The sequence below is a fragment of the Streptomyces sp. Y1 genome (genome assembly GCF_041053115.1).
Classification (GTDB): domain Bacteria; phylum Actinomycetota; class Actinomycetes; order Streptomycetales; family Streptomycetaceae; genus Kitasatospora; species Kitasatospora rubellomurina.
Genome location: NZ_CP163445.1, coordinates 6,402,189 through 6,419,726 on the forward strand (window position 1 = coordinate 6,402,189; position 17,538 = coordinate 6,419,726).

Genomic DNA, 17,538 nt, shown 5'->3' on the forward strand with positions numbered 1-17,538 from the left:
GGCGGGAGCCCGAACGGCTCCTGCCGGGCCCTCGCGCGTCAACCGCGGGTCAGCAGGTGAACCTCGGCGACTGCACCGATCCGTACCGGTTGCCGCTCTCGGTCACGTACGCGTCCACGACCATCGTCGTGCCGTAGCCGCAGTAGCCGGACATGTCGATGTAGGCGCCGATCGGCCCCTGCGGGATGAGGAATCCGCCGTTGGTGTACCGGTCGGTCACCGAGCCGCCCGAGACCGTGGCGACGGCGGCGTACAGGCGCAGGTCGGTCGAGGCGTTCCCCGACACGTACACACGCATGGTCATGGCACCGGCGTTCGGGCCGCCGTTGAAGGCGCAGTCGGCCAGCGAGATGCCGAAGCCGACGTAGGCGTAGGAGAGGTTCCCGGACTGGTCGACCCGGCAGCCACCGCCGCTGATGTTCTGGGCGTGGGCGGCCGGCGTGGTCGCGATGAGGGACGTGCCGGCGAGGGCGGCCGCGGCGAGGCACTTGGCGATGCGCCTCGTGATCGGCGTGCGAGGGGAGGTTGTGGCCATGTCGGCGAGCGTAGGAGCGCCTCGCGATCCGGACGAAGGCGCATTCCGGCCATGTGTGCTGCGGCGGTTCAGGCCGGCGGCCCGTCCTGGGTGGTGGCGGGCCGGGTGGGGAGGACGCGGCCGAGGTGGTACCGGAGGACGGCGGTGGCGTCCTCGGGGGTGCGCTGGCCGAGGAGGACGCTGAGGCCGAGGCCGGCGGAGGCGGCCAGGAGGACGACGGCCTCGTGGCGGGGGTCGAGGTCGGGATCGGCCGTGCCGGCGTCGCGGGCGGCGGTGAGGTGGGTGACGAGGAAGGCTTCCATCGCGTCGGGGGCGGCGAGGAAGGGCCGGCCGCCCAGCGCGGGGTCGGTGACGGAGAGTACGGCGTACTCCGTGTGGACGAGGTGGAAGACGCGGCTCTCCTCGTCGGTGGGGACGGCTTCGAGCAGGACGGCCTCGATGACGGCGCGCGGGTCGGGGGTGGCGCCGGTGCCGCGCAGGCGGTGCTGGATGCGTTCGCCCATGCGGGTGGTCAGGCGGGTCATGGCCGCGAGGAGCAGCTGTTCCTTGGTGTCGAAGTAGTACTGCACGAGCCGCACGGAGATGCCCGCCTCGACGGCCACCGAGCGCATGGTGACGGAGTGCAGGCCGGTGTTCGCCGCCGCGCGGAGCAGGGCGTCGATGATGTGGGCCCGTCGCTCTTCGTGATCCACCAGCTTGGGCATCGGGTTCCTTCCGGATGTTTTTGTGGTACAACCATACCACCAAGCGAGGGAGGGGTCATGACGAGGACCAGCGTCGGACGGTTCGTCAGCGAGGCGGCTCGGGCGAGGTTCCTGGAGGCGTACGACCGGGCGATGGAGCTGTGGCCGGGCCCGCGCCGGGAGCTCGACGTCGAGACCGGGTACGGCACGGTGCACGTGCACCACTACGGCGCGGCGACCGGCGAGCCGATCGTGCTGCTGCACGGCCACGCCGGGCACCCGTCCAACTGGTACCCGCAGGTCGCGGCCCTCGGCGAGCGGCACCCCGTCTACGCGATCGACACCCTCGACGACCCCGGCCGCAGCGTGCAGCGCGCCGTCGCGGCGGGGTCGGCGGAGAACGCGGAGTGGCTGGGCGAGGTGCTGGCGGGGCTCGGGCTGGAGCGGGTGCACCTGGTGGGGATGTCGTACGGCGGGTGGCTCGCCCTCAACCAGGCGATCCGGGGCCCGGAGCGGCTGGCCTCGGTGGTGGCGCTGGACCCCGGGGGGATCGAGAAGGTGCCGGCGCGGTTCTACCTGCACATGGTCGGCGGCCTGTTCGGGATGCTCGCCCCGCGACGGCTGCGCCCGGCGGTCGGGCGGCTGCTGGCGAACCCGGCGCTCAGCGCGCCCCGGGAGATGATCGCGCCGCTGATGCTCGCGATGCGCAGCTACCAGCCGGGGTCGCGCCCGCCCGCCCGGCCGTTCACGGACGAGGAGTTGGCCTCGATCGCGCTGCCGGTGCTGGTGCTAGTGGGCAGGCGCAGTGCGTTGCTGCGCCCGCGTCAGGTGGTGGGGCGGGTGACGGCGCTGGTGCCGGGCGTACGGGCGGAGGTCGTGGAGCGGGCCGGGCACGGGCTGAACCTGGAGCGGCCGGAGCTGGTGAACGAGCGGCTGCTGGAATTCGTCGGCTCCCGCCGCTGAAGAACTGCCAGACTGGGCCCGTGCGGACGATCATCGAGGACATGGCCGACCGCCTGGCCGAGGTGCCGGGCGTCGTCGGGGTGATGCTCGGCGGGAGCCGGGCGCGCGGCGAGCACCGGCCGGATTCGGACTGGGACCTCGGCGTCTACTACCGCGACGGGCTCGACCTCGGCGCGTTGCGCGCGCTGGCCGGCCCCGGTGTGGAGGTGGCCGGCCCGGGCGGCTGGGGGCCGTGGGTGAACGGCGGTGCGTGGCTGCGGGTGGACGGCGTGGCGGTGGACTGGATCCTGCGGGACCTGGACCGGGTCGAGCGGGTGTGGGCGGACTGCCGGGCGGGCCGCTACGAGGTGGGCGTGCAGGCGGGGCATCCGCTCGGGTTCTGGTCGCCCTGCTACGCGGGTGAGGTGGCGCTCGGCCAGGTGCTGGCCGACCGGACGGGTGCCCTGGCGGACCTGCGGCGGCAGGCCGCGAGCTACCCCGAGCCGCTGCGGGAGGCGTTGACGGCGGGCGCCTGGGAGGCGGAGTTCCTGGTCGGCGCCGCGGCCAAGGGGGCGGCGGGGGCGGATCCGCTGCACGTCTCGCTCTGCCTGTCCAGGGCGGTCGGCGTGCTGGTGCAGGCGCTGTACGCGGACGACCGGCGGTGGTGCCTCAACGAGAAGGGCGCGCTGGCCGTCGCCGAGGCCCTGCCGGGCGCGCCGGCCGGCTTCGGACGCCGCGTGCGCGGCCTGCTGGGGGCGCCCGGGGAGAGCGCCGAGCGCCTGACGGCGACGGTGGCCGGCGCGCGGGCGCTGGTCGAGGAGACCGTCACGGCCCTGCGCGGCCGGTCCTGACCGGTCAGGCGGACCGGGCCGGCCGGGCCGAGGCGGCGAGGGCCTGGTCGTAGCGGTGCAGGACGAGCCGGGCGACGGCCGGGTGGGGCCGAGCGGGGCGCCGGTCCAGCTCGCCGGGGCTGCGGTGGCGCGGCGGGCGAAGTGGCCGGGGGAGAGCAGGTAGGTGGCGAGGGCGACCTCCGGGCGGCCGGCCGAGTGCAGGTCGGTGACGGCCTGGTGCGGGGTCGGGCTCGCGGCGGAGGGGTGGGCCGGGGTGACGGGCCGGTCGAGCCGGGCGGCGAGCAGCTGAGTCATCCGGTCGGTGTCGGCGTGGGTGGCGGCGGGATCGCGGCTGCCGTGCGCGACGGCGAGCAGCACCGGCGCCATCAGGGCGCCGCCAGCCGGTAGCCGCGCTTGGGCACCGTCCGGATCAGCGCCGCGTGCGGCCCGAGGGAGGCCCGGAGCCGTCCGACCGCCGCCTCGACGGCGTGCTCGTCGGCCGTCGCGTCCGGCCAGGCGGCGCGCAGGAGTTCGGCGCGGCTGAGCACCCGGCCGGGCCGTTCCGCGAGTGCCCGCAGGACGGCGGCGCCGCGCGGGCCGAGCCAGTGGCTCTGGCCGTCGACCAGGGCGGCGTTCCCCTGCAGGGTCAACACCAGCCCGGACAGCGGCACTTCGCGCCGCGCCGCGGCGATGGGGGCCGGGACGGCCGTGGTGCCCGGCGCGCGGTCGCGGCGGGTGTCGACCGGGCGGGCGCCGAGGCCGCCGCCCGGCGCCGGTCCGCCGCACTGATCGGGCTGGCCGGGGCGGTCGGGGCGTTCGGCGGGGTGCTGGTGAACCTCGCCTTCCGGCAGACCTTCCAGGCCAGCGGGAACGGGGACGCCGCCTACCTCGGGTTCCTGGCGGCGTACCTGCTGTGCTCGGTGCTGACCTGGGCGGTGTGGCTGCGGCGGCGGTGACCGGGGGCCGGAAGGGCCGGTGGGCTCGTACGACGATCGGACGGCCCGGCGCGCGGGGGCCGGGCCGTCCGGTTAGCGTCGGCCGCAACACGTTCCGCGGAGCTCCGGAGGTTGCAGTGCAGCGGTGGATCATCGTCACGGCGCTCACATCGGCCCTCACCGGCCTCGCCGCACCCGTCCGGGCGGCCTGCGACGACGCCGGCAAGGACCCCGCCCCCGTGGCCACCACGGTCACCCTGGGCGACGCCCGGATCGACCCGAAGCAGCCCGGGAAGGTCAGGGTCGACGTCAGCTACGTGTGCACGATCGCCGACGAGGCGCGCTCGCTCAGCGTCTCCGTCGAGCAGAAGGACCCTCAGGACGCCTCCTCGATCGGCTTCGGCACCAGCCGGGCGGCCGAGACCGACGTGCTCTGCGACGGGACCTGGCAGCAACGGACGATCGTCGTCCAGTCCAAGACCTTCAACTGGATCCCGGACGCCGATGCCGTCCTCAGCAGCACGGTGACCAACATCGGCGCCACCCCGCCCGCGTCCGCGGACGCCCGGCGGGTCAAGCTCGTCGTCGGCTGATGCGGGGGCCCGGCCGGGCGGCGGCCGCGCTGCTCCTCGGGGCGGCGCTGGGCGGGTGCGTCAGTGCCCTGGTCGGCCCGGCGCCGGAGAAGTCCGGGACGGGTGCCGCGCCGTCGCCGTCGCCGGGGGCTACGGCGACGGCTTCGGCTACGGCGACGGCTTCGGTTTCGGTGAGTGCCGCGCCGGGGACGGTGACGATCCGCGACTTCCTGTTCCAGCCCGCCGACTTCACCGTCCCGGCGGGCACCCGGCTGACGGTGGTCAACGCGGACACCGTCAGCCACACCCTCACCGCGCAGGACAGCAGCTTCGACACCGGCCCGATCGCGCCCGGCGCCTCGGCGGTCCTCACCGCCCCGGCCCGGCCGGGCGACTACCCGTACCGGTGCACCTTCCACCACTTCATGCGGGGGACGCTGACGGTCGCCTGACGGGAGGGGCACGGGGCCGGTCGGCGGCCGGTGGGGGCCCGGCGTCCGGCCGGGTGGTGCGCGCCGGGGTGTGGGCCGCTGCGCCCGGTGCGGGATCGAACGGGGCTGCTCGGGCCTGGCCCTTTGTTCTACAGTGCTGTAGAACAAAGGGCTCGCAGGTGAACAGCGAACGGGGACGCACGATGGACAGGCCGCTTCGACTGCCGCAGCAGGACCGGGCTGATTTCGAGACCGAGCTCGGCCGGGCGCTGGCCGGCGCCCGGGTGCGTACGGCGCTGCTGGAGGCCGGGGACGACGGCCACGGCGTGGAACGCCTGCGGCGCAGCGCGCGGGAGAACGCGGAGTTCGTGCTGGCCGCGGCGGCGCCGGAGTACGAGCGGTACGTCGAGCTGCGGGCGGACGCGGACGCGGTGGCCCGGCTGCCGGTGGACGTGCCGGCGGCCGGCCGGGTGTCGGGCTGGTGGGGTGTGGTCGGGGTGATAGCCCCGATCGTCGCGGGGGCCGCCGCCGCCGTCTTCCTGCTGCTCGGCTACGGGTTCGGGCTGGCCGAGGACCTGGAGGTGCTCGGGCGGGCCCTGGTGACGGCCGGGTGGATCGCCGCGGGCGTGGCGGCGGTGAGCCTGCTGGTGGGCGGGCTGGGGCTGTTGGGCGCGGCGTCCCGGGCGAGGTCGGCGGAGACGGCCGAGGAGGCGGGTGCGGCCGGGGAGTTGACGCGGGCGCGGGACGCCTGGCGGGCGGCGCTGGCGGAGCGCGGGCTGGTGCCGTACCTGGTGTCGCAGGTGAACGCGGGCCGGCGCGTCTGACCGGACGGCGGGTGGTGCCCCCCCCGGGGGTGCCGAGCGCAGTGGCGGGTCGCAGCGTCAAGACGAGGTGGACTCGGGTAAGGCGCAGTTAAAATCCGCGCCCGGCCCCGGAGTCGGTGCGCCGCCGCCGGCGGCTTCGGTGCGTGGGCGACCGGGCCGGACGGGGCGGGCGCGGTGGTGTGCCGAGGAGTGCGCGGGGTGCGGCCGGGCGGTGTGCCCGCAGGAGGGCGGCGCGATCGGGTGTCGTGCTCGGGACCTTGTGCGCGCCGGTCAGTGAAATATCATATGGCGCATTGCACAGCGGCGCCCGGGTGAGATCAGGTTCCCCGTCCTCCGTCGCAGCCCCGTTGGTGATCAGTCAACTCCGCATGCGCGCCGCGCCGTGCGCCCCTCGCCCCCACGTCACGAGAGACGGAAGCCGACCTGTGTCCAGATTCCGATCCCGCCTGTCCGAACGCGCCCAGCGCGGCCGGCGAACCGCCCTGGTGGCGCTCGCGGCCGCGCTGGCCGGCGCCGGGCTGAGCGCCCCGCTGTCCGCCATGGCGGACTCCCACCTGCCGCAGTCCGACACCGTGGCGGTCCAGCCGGGCACCCCGAAGGGGGCCGCGCCCCAGAAGTCCGGCCCGCGCCGGGCCAAGGCCGCCCGGACCGGTCCGGTCGCCGCCGCGAACAACGGCGGCAGGAAGGCGCCCGAGCTGGTGGACGGCGCCGACCCGGGCACCGGCAAGAACGGCGACGGCAACGTCGCGAACCAGTACGACCTCCAGGTCACCTACAAGGGCGGCCAGGAGTCGACCGGTGTGGTGATCGGCGCGCCCAAGGTCTACCTGGTGCTCTGGGGCTCCCAGTGGGGCACCCCGTCGACGAGCGCGACCGGTGACGTCACCGCGACCGGCGACCCGGACCAGGCCGCCCCGTACCAGCAGGACTTCTTCAAGGGCCTCGGCAGCGCGGGTGACGGCTGGAGCGCCGTCCTGACCCAGTACTGCGAGGGCATCGCCGCCGGTTCCGTCCAGTGCCCGGCCGGGTCCGCGCACATCCCGTACCCGCAGGCGGGCAGCGTGCTGGCCGGCGTCTGGGTGGACAACGCCGCCCCCGCGCCGCAGTCCGCGACCGAGCCGCAGATCGGCGCCGAGGCGCTGGCCGCCGCCAAGCACTTCGGCAACCTGACCGAGGCGCAGAATCGCAACGTGCAGTACGTCATCGACTCGCCGCAGGGCACCGATCCGGACAAGTGGAAGGAGCTGGGCTTCTGCGCCTGGCACGACTTCCAGCGCTCGCAGTACGGTCAACTCGCCTACACCAACATGCCGTACCTGTCGGACGTGGCCGGCTGCGGCACCAACTGGTTCGGCGAGAACACCCCGCGGGGCCGGCTGGACGGCTACGGGATCATCGGCGGCCACGAGTACGCGGAGACGGTGACCGACCCGAACACCCCGGGCGGCTGGACCGATGCCACCGGCCAGGAGGTCGGCGACAAGTGCGCCTGGATCCCGCAGGGCTCCAACGGCGGGCTGTTCTTCGAGAACCTGTCGACGGGCAGCTTCCCGCTGCAGACCCTGTGGTCCAACTCCGACCACCTGTGCGTCGGTTCGGACCCCGTGGTGGCCAGTCCGCCGGTCTCGGTGAGCACCATGTGCGACCGGGTCGACAAGGCCGGGCAGCCGCTGTCGATTCCGGCCGTGGGCGTGTCGAGCAGCGGCGCGGCCCTCACCTACAGCGCCACCGGGCTGCCGCAGGGGCTGGCCATCGACGCGCACAGCGGAGTGATCTCCGGTACCGCCGCCGCGACCAACAACTACCAGCGGATCACCGTGACGGCGACGGACGGTGCGGGCAAGGCGGCGTCGACCGGCTTCTGGGAGAACGTCAGCGCCTCCGGCGGCACGGGCTGCGGCTCGATCGAGCAGCTGACCGACCCCGGCTTCGAGAACGGTTCGGCGGACGTCAACCACACCGTGATGACGGACGCCTGGGGCCCGTCCGGCTACAACATCATCACCCCGTCCAGCCTGCACGCGTCGCACTCCGGTTCGTGGTACGCCTGGCTCGGCCAGAACACCGGGACGGACGACTCCATCACCGCCTACCTGAACACCTACCCGGGCTACCGGCAGGCCCAGTTCTCCTTCTGGCTGGACGTCGAGTCGACCAACGCCTCCGCCTCCGCGCCCGACACGCTGTCCCTGGTGGCGATCAACCAGTACACCGGGCAGACGATCGGCACGGTGAAGACCTGGACCAGCCAGAACACGACCGGCGGCTACCAGTACCAGTCGGTCGACCTCTCCTCGGTCATCGGCCAGGTCGGCTGGGGGACCACGGTCGGTCTCAAGCTCGTCTCCCACGAGACCGGGACGAGCCCGACCACGGCCTTCCTGATCGACGACGCCTCGGCCCGCGAGAGCTGACACCCGCGTGAGCCGAGCGCTCGCGTGAACACCGGCCCCGGCCCCGCGACCCGCGGCGCCGGGGCCGACGTCGTGCCCGTCACGACCCCGGTAGCGGCCGGGTGCCGGTGCGGGCGGCGTCCACCAGTACCTGCGCGGTGTCCACCGGGAGGCGCAGCCGGCGGGCGATCCAGGCGGCCGGGTGGCCGGCCCGGGCGAGCATCCAGGCCGAGTACAACTGGTCGAGCTGGTGGGCGTGTTCGCCGAGCAGGAGCGGCCGGACGGCGTCCATCGGGAAGCCTTCGAGGGCGCGGGCGCTGTACTCGCGCCCGTGGGGGCCGGGGGGCGGCAGCGGGAGCGGGCGCCGGTCGTCGATCCAGCGGCGCAGCAGCACGGCGCCGACCAGCAGCAGGCCGGTACCGGAGGCGCCGATCATGATGCCGCTGATCACCGGCCGGTCGTCCTCGTCGGCGAGGCCGAGGGCGACCTCCTCCAGCAGGAGCAGGCCGAGCACGGCGAGCAGCACGGCGGCCTCGGCGGGGCTCGGGCGGAGCCAGGCTGTCATGGGGGACCTCTTCCTCGGCTTCCTCGGCCGGCGTGCCGGGGGTTGCGGGCGGGCGGCGCGGCGACTCACCTCCGGTACAACGGCGGTCGGCGGCCCGGGGCACGCCCGGCGGGTCAGGTCCGGGGCGGCGGGTTGACGGACCGTCAGGCGGCCTGCGGGAAGGATCGGTTCGGGCCCGGGCCTCTGCGTGAGGCGGTCCGGGCCGAGGTGTGAGCTCCGGCTCAGCATAACCCGACCTTGGCATGTCCTCGACAGTCTTGTCGAAGTCGACCACGACCCGCCGCGGCGAAGGTGACGTGGAGTGACGAGGTGGGTACGCCTTCGAGGGGTGCCGAATCCCGGCCCGTGGTCCACCGTGGTAACAGTGGTAGGGGAGGCCGGAGGCGATGGGACTCACCAGTCACAAACTGGTGGCGCTGGTGGCGCTGCTCGCGGTGTTCACGGTGCTCGGCACGCTCTGGGTGTGGCCCAGGCTCGCCGTCCGCAGCTGGCCCGCGATGTTCCTGCGGCTGGGCACCGTCGTGGCGACCCAGCTGACGCTGCTGGCCGCGCTCGGCCTCGCGATCAACGACTACTTCGTGTTCTACAGCAGCTGGTCCGACCTGCTCGGCCACGAGCACGGCGCCGCCGTCATCCAGAGCGCCGGTACGGGCGGCGCCGCCGCCGGCCCGGCCGGGGTGCAGGTGCTCGGCCAGGCGGACGTCACCGGCGCCCCCTCGGTCGGCCGCGACCCGGCGCAGATCGGCCGGCTCGACCGGGTCCGGCTGCCCGGCGGCACCACCGGCCTCAGCACCGACGGCTACGTCTACCTGCCGCCGCAGTACTTCCAGCCCGGCGGCGAGGCGCGGCACTTCCCCGCCGTCCTGGTGCTCACCGGCTTCCCCGGCGACGCCGCCAACCTGGTCGGCAAGCTCCGCTACCCCGCGCACGAGCTCGACCTGTTGAAGCAGGGCGCGATGAAGCCGACCGTCCTGGTGCTGATGCGGCCCTCGCCGTCGATGCCGCGCGACAGCGAGTGCGAGGACGTCCCGAACGGCCCGCAGGCGCAGAGCTACTTCGCCACCGACGTGCCCGCCGACCTGCGCGCCTCCTACCGGGTCCTGACCGGCCCGGGCAGCCTGGGCGTGATCGGCGACTCCACCGGCGGCTACTGCGCCGTCAAGCTCGGCATGGTGCACCCGCAGACCTTCGGCGCCGTGGTCTCGCTGTCCGGCTACTTCAAGGCGGCCGACGACGTGACCACCGGCGACCTCTTCGCCGGCAGCCCGCAGCGCCGCGACGAGGCCGACCTCAACTGGCGCCTGGCGCACCTGCCGGTGCCCGCGCTGTCGGTGCTGCTCGCCGACAGCAAGCAGGACGGCAGCACGTACGCCGACTCCACCGCCTTCGCGGCCGCCGCCCGTCCGCCGCTGACCGTGACCCAGGAGACGGTGGACGCGGGCGGGCACAACTTCACCACCTGGAACCGGCTGCTGCCGCCCTCGCTGAGCTGGCTCAGCGCGCACCTGGCCGATCCGGCGTAGCGGAGAGGGTGGTTGGTGCCCGCCGGCTCGGCGCGGTGCGGTGCTTGGGCGCGGTGGGCGCGCGTCGAGCCGGCGGGGGACTCGGGGTCTCGCTGCTCAGCGGGCGAGCAGCGGCAGCGGGGCGCCGGTGCGGGCGGGCAGTTCGAGGCGGGTCAGCAGCGCGGACGGGGAGACCTCGACGACCCGGCAGCCCGCCCGGTGCCGGCAGTGCCGGGCGACCGAGCCGTGCCGCAGCCGGTCGAGGCGGCGGCGGGTGGCGGTGCCGAGGACGAGCAGGTCCGCCGGGCCGGTGACGGCGCCGACCAGGGCGGGCCCGGGCTCGGCGCGCACCACCAGCGGGTGGATGACCAGGCCGGACGGGAAGCCGCCGTACGCCTGCTCGAAGGCGACATCGAGGCGCCGCCGGGCGGCGTGCTCCAGCTCGGCGAGCGGGCGCAGCCCGGCCCGCTCGTTCGCCGTCCAGGCGGCGACCGGGACGAGGACGGCCTCCTGCCGGGCGGCCTCGCCGACCGCGTGGTAGAGGGCGGCGAGACTGCTCAGTGATCCGCTCAGGCCGACGATCACCCGGGTCGTTCCGGTCATGGCCGTTCGCCTCCGTCTCCTCGGTACTCCTGGGTACACCGCTCTCCGGATGCCTCCAGTGAACCCCGGAACCCGTCACTCCGTACCGCTCCTGACACCGCCATGACGCCGGTCGTGCACTTCTTGACGGCCTCCTGACAGGGCCGGTCGCCGTCGTCACCCGGCCGGCCTCAGCCGAGCCCCGGCACGAACTGGATCAGCAGGTCGATCGCCTTGATCCCGAGGAAGGGCAGGACGAGCCCGCCGAGCCCGTACACCCGGAGGTTGCGCCGCAGCAGGTCGGTCGCGGAGGCCGGCTGGTAGCGCACGCCGCGCAGGGCGAGCGGGATCAGGGCGACGATGATCAGCGCGTTGAAGATGATCGCGGAGGCGATCGCCGAGGTGGGGCTGTGCAGTTCCATGATGTTGAGGTGGTGCAGCCCGGGGTAGGCGTGGGCGAACATCGCGGGGATGATCGCGAAGAACTTGGCCACGTCGTTGGTGATCGAGAAGGTGGTCAACGCGCCCCGGGTGATGAGGAGTTGCTTGCCGACCCGGATGATGTCGATCAGCTTCGCCGGGTTGGAGTCGAGGTCGACCATGTTGCCGGCCTCCTTGGCGGCCGGGGTGCCGGAGTTCATCGCGACGCCGACGTCGGCCTGGGCGAGCGCGGGGGCGTCGTTGGTGCCGTCCCCGGTCATCGCGACCATGTTCCCGGCGGCCTGTTCGCGCCGCAGGTGGGCCAGCTTGTCCTCGGGGGTGGCCTCGGCGAGGAAGTCGTCGACGCCGGCCTCGGCGGCGATCGCCTTCGCGGTGAGCGCGTTGTCACCGGTGACCATCACCGTGCGGATGCCCATCCGCCGCAGTTCGGCGAAGCGTTCGGCGATGCCCTCCTTGACGACGTCCTTGAGCTCGACGACGCCGAGCGCCCGGGCGCCGTGCCGGTCGTGGACGGCGACCAGCAGCGGGGTGCCGCCGGCCTCGGCGATCCGGTCCACCAGTGGCTTGGCCTCCATCGGCAGCCGGCCGCCGGCTTTCACCACCCAGCGGGCGACGGCGCTCGCGGCGCCCTTGCGGACGAGGCAGGCGGCGCCGTCCGGCCAGCTGAGGTCCACGCCGCTCATCCGGCTGTGCGCGCTGAACGGGACGGGCCGCCGCTCGCCCAGTTCGCCGGGGGCGCGCGGCGGCACCCAGTACTGACGATGCGTCAGTTCGACGATCGACCGCCCCTCCGGGGTCTCGTCCGCGACGGAGGCCAACTGGGCGGCCTCGGCGAGCTGTTCGGCGGTCGCGCCGGGCAGCGGGTGCAGCGCGACGGCGCGGCGGTTGCCGTGGGTGATGGTGCCGGTCTTGTCGAGCAGCAGCACGTCCACGTCCCCGGCGGCCTCCACCGCCCGGCCGGACAGGGCCACGACGTTGCGCTGCACCAGCCGGTCCATCCCGGCGATGCCGATCGCCGACAGCAGCGCGCCGATCGTGGTCGGGATCAGCGCGACCATCAGCGCCACCAGCACGATCGTGGTCTGCGGCGCGTGCGCGTAGATCGCCATCGGCTGGAGGGAGACGACGGAGAGCAGGAAGACGATGGTGAGCGAGGCGAGCAGGATGTTCAGCGCGATCTCGTTCGGCGTCTTCTGCCGGTTCGCGCCCTCGACCAGCGCGATCATCCGGTCCACGAAGCTCTGCCCGGGGCGGGAGGTGACCCGGACGACCAGGTGGTCCGACAGCACCTTGGTGCCGCCGGTGACGCCGGTGCGGTCGCCGCCGGACTCGCGGACGACGGGCGCGGACTCGCCGGTGATCGCCGACTCGTCGACGGTCGCGACGCCCTCGACCACCTCGCCGTCGCGCGGGATCACCTCGCCGGCCGGCACGAGGACGATGTCGTGCAGCATCAACTCCTCGGCGGGCAGCACCTCGTGGCGGTGGTCGCGGGTGCCGACCCGCCAGTGCAGCAGCCGCCGGGCGGTGGTCGCGGACTGGGCCGCGCGCAGCGAGTCGGCCTGGGCCTTGCCCCGGCTCTCGGCGACGGCCTCGGCGAGGTTGGCGAACAGGACGGTCAGCCAGAGCCAGAACGAGATCACCCAGGCGAACACGCTCGGGTGGACGACGGCGGTGATCGTGGTGAGCGCCGAGCCGGTCTCGACCACCAGCATCACCGGGTTGCGCATCATGGCGCGGGGGTGGAGCTTGCGGACGGCGGCGGGCAGTGCCTGGGCGAGCTGGGCGCGGGTGATCAGTGTGCGGCGGCCCTTGGGCGCGGACGGGCGGTGGCGGGGGTGCTGCTGTGGTGGCTCCGGGCGGCGGAACCAGTTCTGCTGGTCGGTGGTGTTGGTGGTGTCCGGTGTGGTGAGGGCCGAACGGCGCATCGTCTCGGGGACCTTCCGGGCCGCCCCGGATTGCTGGATCGCGGGGCGGCGGGGCTCGGTGGCGGCGGGGGACGGCGCACAGCCCACCACCGGATTCCGGCGCGCCATGCGGGTCTTGACGTGGGCTTGGCGTCCGACCGGCCATCCTTGACAGTTCCCTGACACTGCGCCCGATCGGCTCGAACGCCCGTTCCGGGGGCCTGTCAGGGGAGCGTCAAGGTCCGGGCCCGTCGCGTACGACCTGTGTCAAGGGCGGGGCCGCGCGGCGCGCGGAGGGGTTCCACTGGAGGTGTCCGGCCGTACGGCCAGTCACCCGAAGGGACCTCGCCATGAACGACACCGCCCTCGCCGCCGAACCTCCGCTACTGCCCCGGGTGGTCCGGCTGCTCGACCGACCGGCCCAGCCCGAACCGCCGGTCCGGATCCCCGAGCCCGAGCGCGCGCACGACCGCACCCGCCCGGCGCACTGCCGCATCGCGATGCAGTTCGAAGACTGACCCCGAAGGAGTGCCACCCATGACGCAGCTCGCCGTTCCACCCCTCCCCTGCGGCCTCGCCGACGCGCTCGGCGGCCCCTGGCCCGCCTCGGCCCGGACCGGGCCGGGCGGCGAGGTGCTGGTCGGCGGGGTCGGGCTGGCGGAGGCTGCCGAGCGGTTCGGCACCCCGCTGTACGTGCTGGACGAGGGCGAGGTGCGCGGCCGCGCCCGGGCGTACCGGCGGGCGCTGCCGCACGCGGAGGTGCTGTACGCGGCGAAGGCCTTCCTGTGCAGCGCGATCGCCGACTGGGTCGCGGAGGAGGGCCTGGGGCTGGACGTCTGCTCGGCCGGTGAGCTGTGGCTGGCCGTGTCCGCCGGCTTCCCGGCGCAGCGGATCCTGCTGCACGGCAACGCCAAGTCCCCGGAGGAGCTGCGGCTGGCCCGGCGGCTGCGGGTCGGGCGGATCGTGATCGACGGCCCGGCGGAGATCGCCCGGCTGGCCGCCCTGGTCGCCGCCGACACCCCGCAGAAGGTGCTGGTGCGGGTGGTGCCCGGGATCGCCGCCGGGCACCACGCGGCCGTGCGGACCGGAGTCGGCGGCCAGAAGTTCGGCTTCCCGGTCGAGGGCGGCGACGCGGCCGATGCCATCGCCCGGGTGCTCGACCAGCCGAGCCTCGAACTCGCCGGACTGCACTGCCACTTGGGCTCGCAGATCACCTCGGTCGGGCCGTACCTGGAGGCGGTGGACGCGCTGGTGCGGTTGCTCGCGGAGGTGCGGGAGCGGCACGGCGTCGAACTGCCCGAGCTGGACCTCGGCGGCGGGCACGGCATCAGGTACCTGCCCGGGGACGCGGAGTTCGACCTCGCCGAGTTCGCGGTCCGGGTGACCGACCGGCTGGCCGTGCGGTGTGTCGAGGCCGGCCTGGAGGTGCCCCGGCTGATCGTCGAGCCGGGGCGTGCGCTCGCCGGGCCGGCGGCCGTCGCCGTGTACCGGGTGCTGTCGGTGAAGCACACGGCGGACGGCCGCTGCTTCGTCGCCGTCGACGGCGGCATGAGCGACAACCCGCGCCCGGCGCTGTACGGATCGCCGTACAGCGTCCGGCTGGTGGGGCGCCGCTCGGACGCGGGCTCGGCCCGGGTCGACGTGGTCGGCCGGCACTGCGAGGCCGGGGACGTGCTGGTGCGCGACGCGGTGCTCCCGGCCGACCTGCGGCCCGGCGACCTGCTGGCCGTACCCGCGGCGGGGGCGTACCAGCTGTCGATGGCGTCCGGCTACAACCTGGTCGGCCGCCCGGCCGTCGCCGCGGTGAGGGACGGCCGGGCGCGGCTGTTGATCCGGCGGGAGACGGTCGAGGACTTCCGCTTGCGGGAGGTCGGCCGCTGAGGCGCTGCCGTCAACGAGCGATGGTGGAGACGTACTGATCCGACGACAGCTCGTACACCCGCACCCGCTGGCCGCCGGTGGGATGGACGGTCTCGCGGGCCAGGTGCATTCCCAGTTTGGTCATGATCCGCTCGGAGGCGTCGTTTCCCGCCTGGGCGATGCTGACGATCCGCTCCAGTCCGCGCTTCTCGAACCCGAACCGGACGGCGGCCATGGGCGCGACGTCGCTCTCGTGCCAGCGGCGCAGGATCAGACGGGGAGTCCTCAGGGTGACCATCCCGCCATTCTCGCGCACCGCTGTTCAGCGCCCGATCGGGCTATCCGACCCATGGATTAATGGGTGACGCCCTGTCACACATGAGTATTACAGTCTGCCCATGATTCGAATGACTCGTGTGTATCCCGTTGCGATCCTCGGCGTCTCCGCCCTTCTCCTCACAGCCTGCTCCTCCTCGGGCTCCTCCACGTCCTCGGGCTCCTCGTCGTCCGCGACGGCTGCCGCATCGGGCAGCGCCGCGCCCAGTGCTGCCGCATCGAGCGCCGCCGCTTCGGTGCCGGCCGCCGCGCCGACGTCGGCCGCCCCCTCGAAGGCGGCCGGCGGATCGGGCGGCGCGGCTGCCCCGGCAGGTGCGAACACCATCACCATCAGCGGCAGCAACGGCGGGACGTTCCAGTTCGAGGCGCCCAACTGCCTCGGCCAGAAGTCCCCGTCCGGCAACCTGGCCGTGACGGCGACGGGCGGGGCCGACAAGAAGACCGCGCTGGTCATGGGCTTCGACGGCAAGGGGCAGATGAGCCTGCTGCTGACCATCGGCGACGGCGAGGACCCGAAGTCGGCCGTGTGGACGGGCAAGGCCCCGGTCGGTGCGGCGGCCGGCCGCACCGAGGACGCCGTCACGTTCACCGATCTGGCGGTGCAGCAGATGCCGGGCGGCTTCTCGGCCAAGGCCAGCGGTTCCCTGAAGTGCGAGTCCCAGGACGGGCTGCTCTGACCGACCGGAGCCGCGCGAGAAGTCGGCCCGGCCGACTTCTCGCGCCACGCTGTCGGGAGGGACGCGCGGTCAGGCGGGCTGCCAGAGCTCGATGCGGTTGCCCTCGGGATCGGTGACCCAGCCGAACCGGCCGACGCCCGCCAGGTCCTGCGTCTCCTCGGCGACCTCCGCCCCCTTGGCCCGCAGCTGCGCCAGCATCGCATCGAGGTCGCGGACCCGGAAGTTGAGCATGGTCTGCTGGGAGCGGGGCCCGAAGTAGTCGGTGTCGGCGTCGAAGGTCGTGAAGACCATCGGCCCGGGTTCCTGGCGCCACAGGCCGTACTCGTCGGCGTCCAGGCCCAGGCAGTCGCGGTACCACGCGTTCAGGGCCGCCGGGTCGGCGGCCCGCAGGAAGTACCCACCGATTCCACGCACGCGTTCCATGCGGCCATCCTGTCAGGGCAGCGGGCGTTCGTGGGCGACCACGGCGGACTTCCGCAGCCGGGTGTCGTACGCCGTCCAGCAGTCCGAGACCTCGATGCCCACCTCGGCGCCGCAGCCGGCGCACACCAGGTTCGGCCCGTCCGCGCCGTCGCGGCGGCAACATCCGTACAGCCGGGCCGTGTTCGGATGCGGCCCCATGCCCACGGCGTCCGCCGGGTGGATGACCCAGTCGAGCTCCGAGGAGACGCGGGGGTTGTACGGCTCCGGGGCGGCGGCGAACCGGCCCTGCGGCACGTGCGACGGGCCGTACGTGTAGTGGGCGCGCCCCTTGATCCGGGGCAGCGGCTGCCACGCCTGCTGCTCCACGGAGTTGGACAGGGGCCTGGTGCACTGCCGGCAACGGAAGACGGTTCCTGTCGACACCCTGACGAATCCCCCTGTCGATCGCCCGCTCACGTCCCGCCATTCAAGCACGCGCCGGGTGGCGACGGCCGGGTGCGACCGTCCGGGCCCCGGCCGCTCGCCACCGGGGGTAGCGGCTACCGGTCCGGCCGGTACCGGAGGCCGTCGAGGATCAGGTCGAGGAGGCGGCCGGCCCGGTCCCGCTGGGCGGCGGAGTCGGTGACCAGGGAGACGCCGGCGAGGCTGAGGCCGAGGTCGATGGGCTCGACGTCCGAGCGCAGCAGGCCGGCCTCGGCCCCGGCGCGCAGCAGGGAGCCGATCGCCGCGCTCAGCTTGTCGAGGGATTCGGCGAAGGGGTCCGCGCCGGAGGCGACCGCGGCCCGCAGGGCGTCCGCCATGCCCTGCTTGGCGGCCAGGTAGCCGATGAACCGGTCCATCCACAGGCGCAGCGCCCGGTCCGGCGGGAGCTCGGCGAGCAGTTCGGCGGCGCTGTCGCAGACGCGGGCGAGCTCGTTGCGGTAGGCCGCCTCGACCAGTGCCTCGCGGGTGGGGAAGTGCCGGTAGAGCGTGGCCGAGCCGACGCCGGCGGCCTTGGCGATCGTGTCGATCGGGACGTCCGCGCCCTTCTCGGCGAAGGCGCGGACGGCTGCTTCGAGGATCCGCTCGCGGTTGCGGCGGGCATCGGCGCGCAACATGCT

At 74.1% G+C, this 17,538-nt stretch carries 22 protein-coding genes and 1 pseudogene; 11 read left to right on the forward strand and 12 right to left on the reverse strand.

Annotation, left to right across the window (positions count from 1 at the left end; genetic code table 11):
• Positions 1–49 precede the first annotated feature (49 nt).
• A complete protein-coding gene (locus tag AB2U05_RS28075; RefSeq protein WP_045692946.1) occupies positions 50–535 on the reverse strand; it encodes a hypothetical protein in 486 nt (161 codons plus the stop codon).
• Between the two features lie 68 nt (positions 536–603).
• The gene (locus AB2U05_RS28080) at positions 604–1,239 is read right to left on the reverse strand and encodes a TetR/AcrR family transcriptional regulator (protein WP_045692947.1); all 636 of its coding nucleotides are present in this window, start codon (positions 1,237–1,239) and stop codon (positions 604–606) included.
• 57 nt (positions 1,240–1,296) lie between these two features.
• On the opposite strand from AB2U05_RS28080, the gene AB2U05_RS28085 reads away from it, so the two are divergent.
• Both AB2U05_RS28085 and AB2U05_RS28090 read left to right on the forward strand, forming a co-directional pair.
• Positions 1,297–2,181, forward strand: coding sequence for an alpha/beta fold hydrolase (locus tag AB2U05_RS28085; protein WP_369184583.1), 885 nt, complete (start codon positions 1,297–1,299; stop codon positions 2,179–2,181).
• A 41-nt stretch (positions 2,182–2,222) separates the two neighbouring features.
• Positions 2,223–3,011: a nucleotidyltransferase domain-containing protein gene (locus AB2U05_RS28090; protein ID WP_369186006.1), complete on the forward strand. Its 789-nt coding sequence runs from the start codon at positions 2,223–2,225 to the stop codon at positions 3,009–3,011.
• A 141-nt stretch (positions 3,012–3,152) separates the two neighbouring features.
• Here AB2U05_RS28090 and AB2U05_RS28095 read toward each other — a convergent pair.
• A pseudogene (locus tag AB2U05_RS28095) lies at positions 3,153–3,377 on the reverse strand (CbiX/SirB N-terminal domain-containing protein); the annotation flags it as partial.
• The gene (locus AB2U05_RS28100; protein ID WP_369184584.1) at positions 3,377–3,640 is read right to left on the reverse strand and encodes a transcriptional regulator; all 264 of its coding nucleotides are present in this window, start codon (positions 3,638–3,640) and stop codon (positions 3,377–3,379) included. The pseudogene AB2U05_RS28095 and the gene AB2U05_RS28100, both read right to left, overlap by 1 nt.
• Between AB2U05_RS28100 and AB2U05_RS28105 the strand changes: the two genes are divergently transcribed.
• The 5 genes from AB2U05_RS28105 (at position 3,596) to AB2U05_RS28125 (ending at position 8,166) form a co-directional block, all read left to right on the forward strand.
• The gene (locus AB2U05_RS28105; RefSeq protein ID WP_369184585.1) at positions 3,596–3,946 is read left to right on the forward strand and encodes a hypothetical protein; all 351 of its coding nucleotides are present in this window, start codon (positions 3,596–3,598) and stop codon (positions 3,944–3,946) included. The two genes, AB2U05_RS28100 and AB2U05_RS28105, sit on opposite strands and share 45 nt — an antisense overlap.
• Before the next feature lie 116 nt (positions 3,947–4,062).
• Positions 4,063–4,518 (forward strand): hypothetical protein, encoded by a 456-nt coding sequence (locus AB2U05_RS28110; RefSeq protein WP_369184586.1) that lies wholly within the window; start codon positions 4,063–4,065, stop codon positions 4,516–4,518.
• Positions 4,519–4,688: 170 nt separating this feature from the next.
• Positions 4,689–4,949 carry a cupredoxin domain-containing protein gene (locus AB2U05_RS28115; RefSeq protein ID WP_369184587.1) on the forward strand — a complete coding sequence of 87 codons (261 nt, stop codon included), beginning with the start codon at positions 4,689–4,691 and terminating at the stop codon, positions 4,947–4,949.
• 182 nt (positions 4,950–5,131) lie between these two features.
• Positions 5,132–5,752, forward strand: a complete 621-nt coding sequence (locus tag AB2U05_RS28120) for a hypothetical protein (protein ID WP_052706534.1) — start codon at positions 5,132–5,134, stop codon at positions 5,750–5,752.
• Between the two features lie 425 nt (positions 5,753–6,177).
• The gene (locus AB2U05_RS28125) at positions 6,178–8,166 is read left to right on the forward strand and encodes an Ig domain-containing protein (RefSeq protein WP_369184588.1); all 1,989 of its coding nucleotides are present in this window, start codon (positions 6,178–6,180) and stop codon (positions 8,164–8,166) included.
• A 79-nt stretch (positions 8,167–8,245) separates the two neighbouring features.
• On the opposite strand, the gene AB2U05_RS28130 is transcribed toward AB2U05_RS28125, so the two are convergent.
• Positions 8,246–8,710, reverse strand: a complete 465-nt coding sequence (locus tag AB2U05_RS28130) for a hypothetical protein (RefSeq protein ID WP_052707166.1) — start codon at positions 8,708–8,710, stop codon at positions 8,246–8,248.
• Between the two features lie 386 nt (positions 8,711–9,096).
• On the opposite strand from AB2U05_RS28130, the gene AB2U05_RS28135 reads away from it, so the two are divergent.
• The gene (locus AB2U05_RS28135) at positions 9,097–10,233 is read left to right on the forward strand and encodes an esterase family protein (protein ID WP_045692951.1); all 1,137 of its coding nucleotides are present in this window, start codon (positions 9,097–9,099) and stop codon (positions 10,231–10,233) included.
• Positions 10,234–10,329: 96 nt separating this feature from the next.
• Here the strand turns inward: AB2U05_RS28135 and AB2U05_RS28140 are convergent, their stop codons facing one another.
• On the reverse strand, positions 10,330–10,815 hold the full coding sequence (locus tag AB2U05_RS28140) for a universal stress protein (RefSeq protein WP_045692952.1): 486 nt from the start codon (positions 10,813–10,815) through the stop codon (positions 10,330–10,332).
• Positions 10,816–10,985: 170 nt separating this feature from the next.
• Positions 10,986–13,163: a potassium-transporting ATPase subunit KdpB gene (gene kdpB / locus AB2U05_RS28145; RefSeq protein ID WP_369184589.1), complete on the reverse strand. Its 2,178-nt coding sequence runs from the start codon at positions 13,161–13,163 to the stop codon at positions 10,986–10,988.
• A gap of 329 nt (positions 13,164–13,492) precedes the next feature.
• Here kdpB and AB2U05_RS28150 point away from each other — a divergent pair, with 329 nt between their 5' ends.
• Both AB2U05_RS28150 and lysA read left to right on the forward strand, forming a co-directional pair.
• Positions 13,493–13,660, forward strand: a complete 168-nt coding sequence (locus AB2U05_RS28150) for a hypothetical protein (RefSeq protein WP_369184590.1) — start codon at positions 13,493–13,495, stop codon at positions 13,658–13,660.
• Positions 13,661–13,679: 19 nt separating this feature from the next.
• Positions 13,680–15,023 carry a diaminopimelate decarboxylase gene (gene lysA / locus AB2U05_RS28155; protein ID WP_369184591.1) on the forward strand — a complete coding sequence of 448 codons (1,344 nt, stop codon included), beginning with the start codon at positions 13,680–13,682 and terminating at the stop codon, positions 15,021–15,023.
• A gap of 10 nt (positions 15,024–15,033) precedes the next feature.
• Here the strand turns inward: lysA and AB2U05_RS28160 are convergent, their stop codons facing one another.
• Positions 15,034–15,300, reverse strand: coding sequence for a GNAT family N-acetyltransferase (locus tag AB2U05_RS28160; RefSeq protein WP_369184592.1), 267 nt, complete (start codon positions 15,298–15,300; stop codon positions 15,034–15,036).
• A gap of 87 nt (positions 15,301–15,387) precedes the next feature.
• Entirely contained in the window at positions 15,388–15,681 is a 294-nt protein-coding gene (locus AB2U05_RS28165; protein ID WP_167352895.1) for a hypothetical protein, read from the reverse strand.
• A gap of 67 nt (positions 15,682–15,748) precedes the next feature.
• Between AB2U05_RS28165 and AB2U05_RS28170 the strand changes: the two genes are divergently transcribed.
• Positions 15,749–16,015: a hypothetical protein gene (locus AB2U05_RS28170; RefSeq protein ID WP_078859629.1), complete on the forward strand. Its 267-nt coding sequence runs from the start codon at positions 15,749–15,751 to the stop codon at positions 16,013–16,015.
• A 69-nt stretch (positions 16,016–16,084) separates the two neighbouring features.
• Here AB2U05_RS28170 and AB2U05_RS28175 read toward each other — a convergent pair whose 3' ends face one another.
• The 3 genes from AB2U05_RS28175 to AB2U05_RS28185 form a co-directional block, all read right to left on the reverse strand.
• Positions 16,085–16,438, reverse strand: a complete 354-nt coding sequence (locus AB2U05_RS28175; protein ID WP_045692957.1) for a VOC family protein — start codon at positions 16,436–16,438, stop codon at positions 16,085–16,087.
• Between the two features lie 12 nt (positions 16,439–16,450).
• A complete protein-coding gene (locus AB2U05_RS28180) occupies positions 16,451–16,861 on the reverse strand; it encodes a hypothetical protein (RefSeq protein ID WP_369184593.1) in 411 nt (136 codons plus the stop codon).
• A 116-nt stretch (positions 16,862–16,977) separates the two neighbouring features.
• On the reverse strand, positions 16,978–17,535 hold the full coding sequence (locus AB2U05_RS28185) for a TetR/AcrR family transcriptional regulator (protein WP_045692998.1): 558 nt from the start codon (positions 17,533–17,535) through the stop codon (positions 16,978–16,980).
• Positions 17,536–17,538: the final 3 nt, after the last annotated feature.

Excerpts from the sequence above, each read along its gene's own strand:
- AB2U05_RS28075 (WP_045692946.1), bottom strand. The coding sequence starts at position 535 with ATGGCCACAACCTCCCCTCGCACGCCGATCACGAGGCGCATCGCCAAG.
- AB2U05_RS28080 (WP_045692947.1), bottom strand. The coding sequence starts at position 1,239 with ATGCCCAAGCTGGTGGATCACGAAGAGCGACGGGCCCACATCATCGAC.
- AB2U05_RS28085 (WP_369184583.1), top strand. The coding sequence starts at position 1,297 with ATGACGAGGACCAGCGTCGGACGGTTCGTCAGCGAGGCGGCTCGGGCG.
- AB2U05_RS28090 (WP_369186006.1), top strand. The coding sequence starts at position 2,223 with ATGGCCGACCGCCTGGCCGAGGTGCCGGGCGTCGTCGGGGTGATGCTC.
- AB2U05_RS28120 (WP_052706534.1), top strand. The coding sequence starts at position 5,132 with ATGGACAGGCCGCTTCGACTGCCGCAGCAGGACCGGGCTGATTTCGAG.
- AB2U05_RS28130 (WP_052707166.1), bottom strand. The coding sequence starts at position 8,710 with ATGACAGCCTGGCTCCGCCCGAGCCCCGCCGAGGCCGCCGTGCTGCTC.
- AB2U05_RS28135 (WP_045692951.1), top strand. The coding sequence starts at position 9,097 with ATGGGACTCACCAGTCACAAACTGGTGGCGCTGGTGGCGCTGCTCGCG.
- AB2U05_RS28140 (WP_045692952.1), bottom strand. The coding sequence starts at position 10,815 with ATGACCGGAACGACCCGGGTGATCGTCGGCCTGAGCGGATCACTGAGC.
- kdpB (WP_369184589.1), bottom strand. The coding sequence starts at position 13,163 with ATGCGCCGTTCGGCCCTCACCACACCGGACACCACCAACACCACCGAC.
- AB2U05_RS28150 (WP_369184590.1), top strand. The coding sequence starts at position 13,493 with ATGAACGACACCGCCCTCGCCGCCGAACCTCCGCTACTGCCCCGGGTG.
- lysA (WP_369184591.1), top strand. The coding sequence starts at position 13,680 with ATGACGCAGCTCGCCGTTCCACCCCTCCCCTGCGGCCTCGCCGACGCG.
- AB2U05_RS28160 (WP_369184592.1), bottom strand. The coding sequence starts at position 15,300 with ATGGTCACCCTGAGGACTCCCCGTCTGATCCTGCGCCGCTGGCACGAG.
- AB2U05_RS28175 (WP_045692957.1), bottom strand. The coding sequence starts at position 16,438 with ATGGAACGCGTGCGTGGAATCGGTGGGTACTTCCTGCGGGCCGCCGAC.
- AB2U05_RS28185 (WP_045692998.1), bottom strand. The coding sequence starts at position 17,535 with ATGTTGCGCGCCGATGCCCGCCGCAACCGCGAGCGGATCCTCGAAGCA.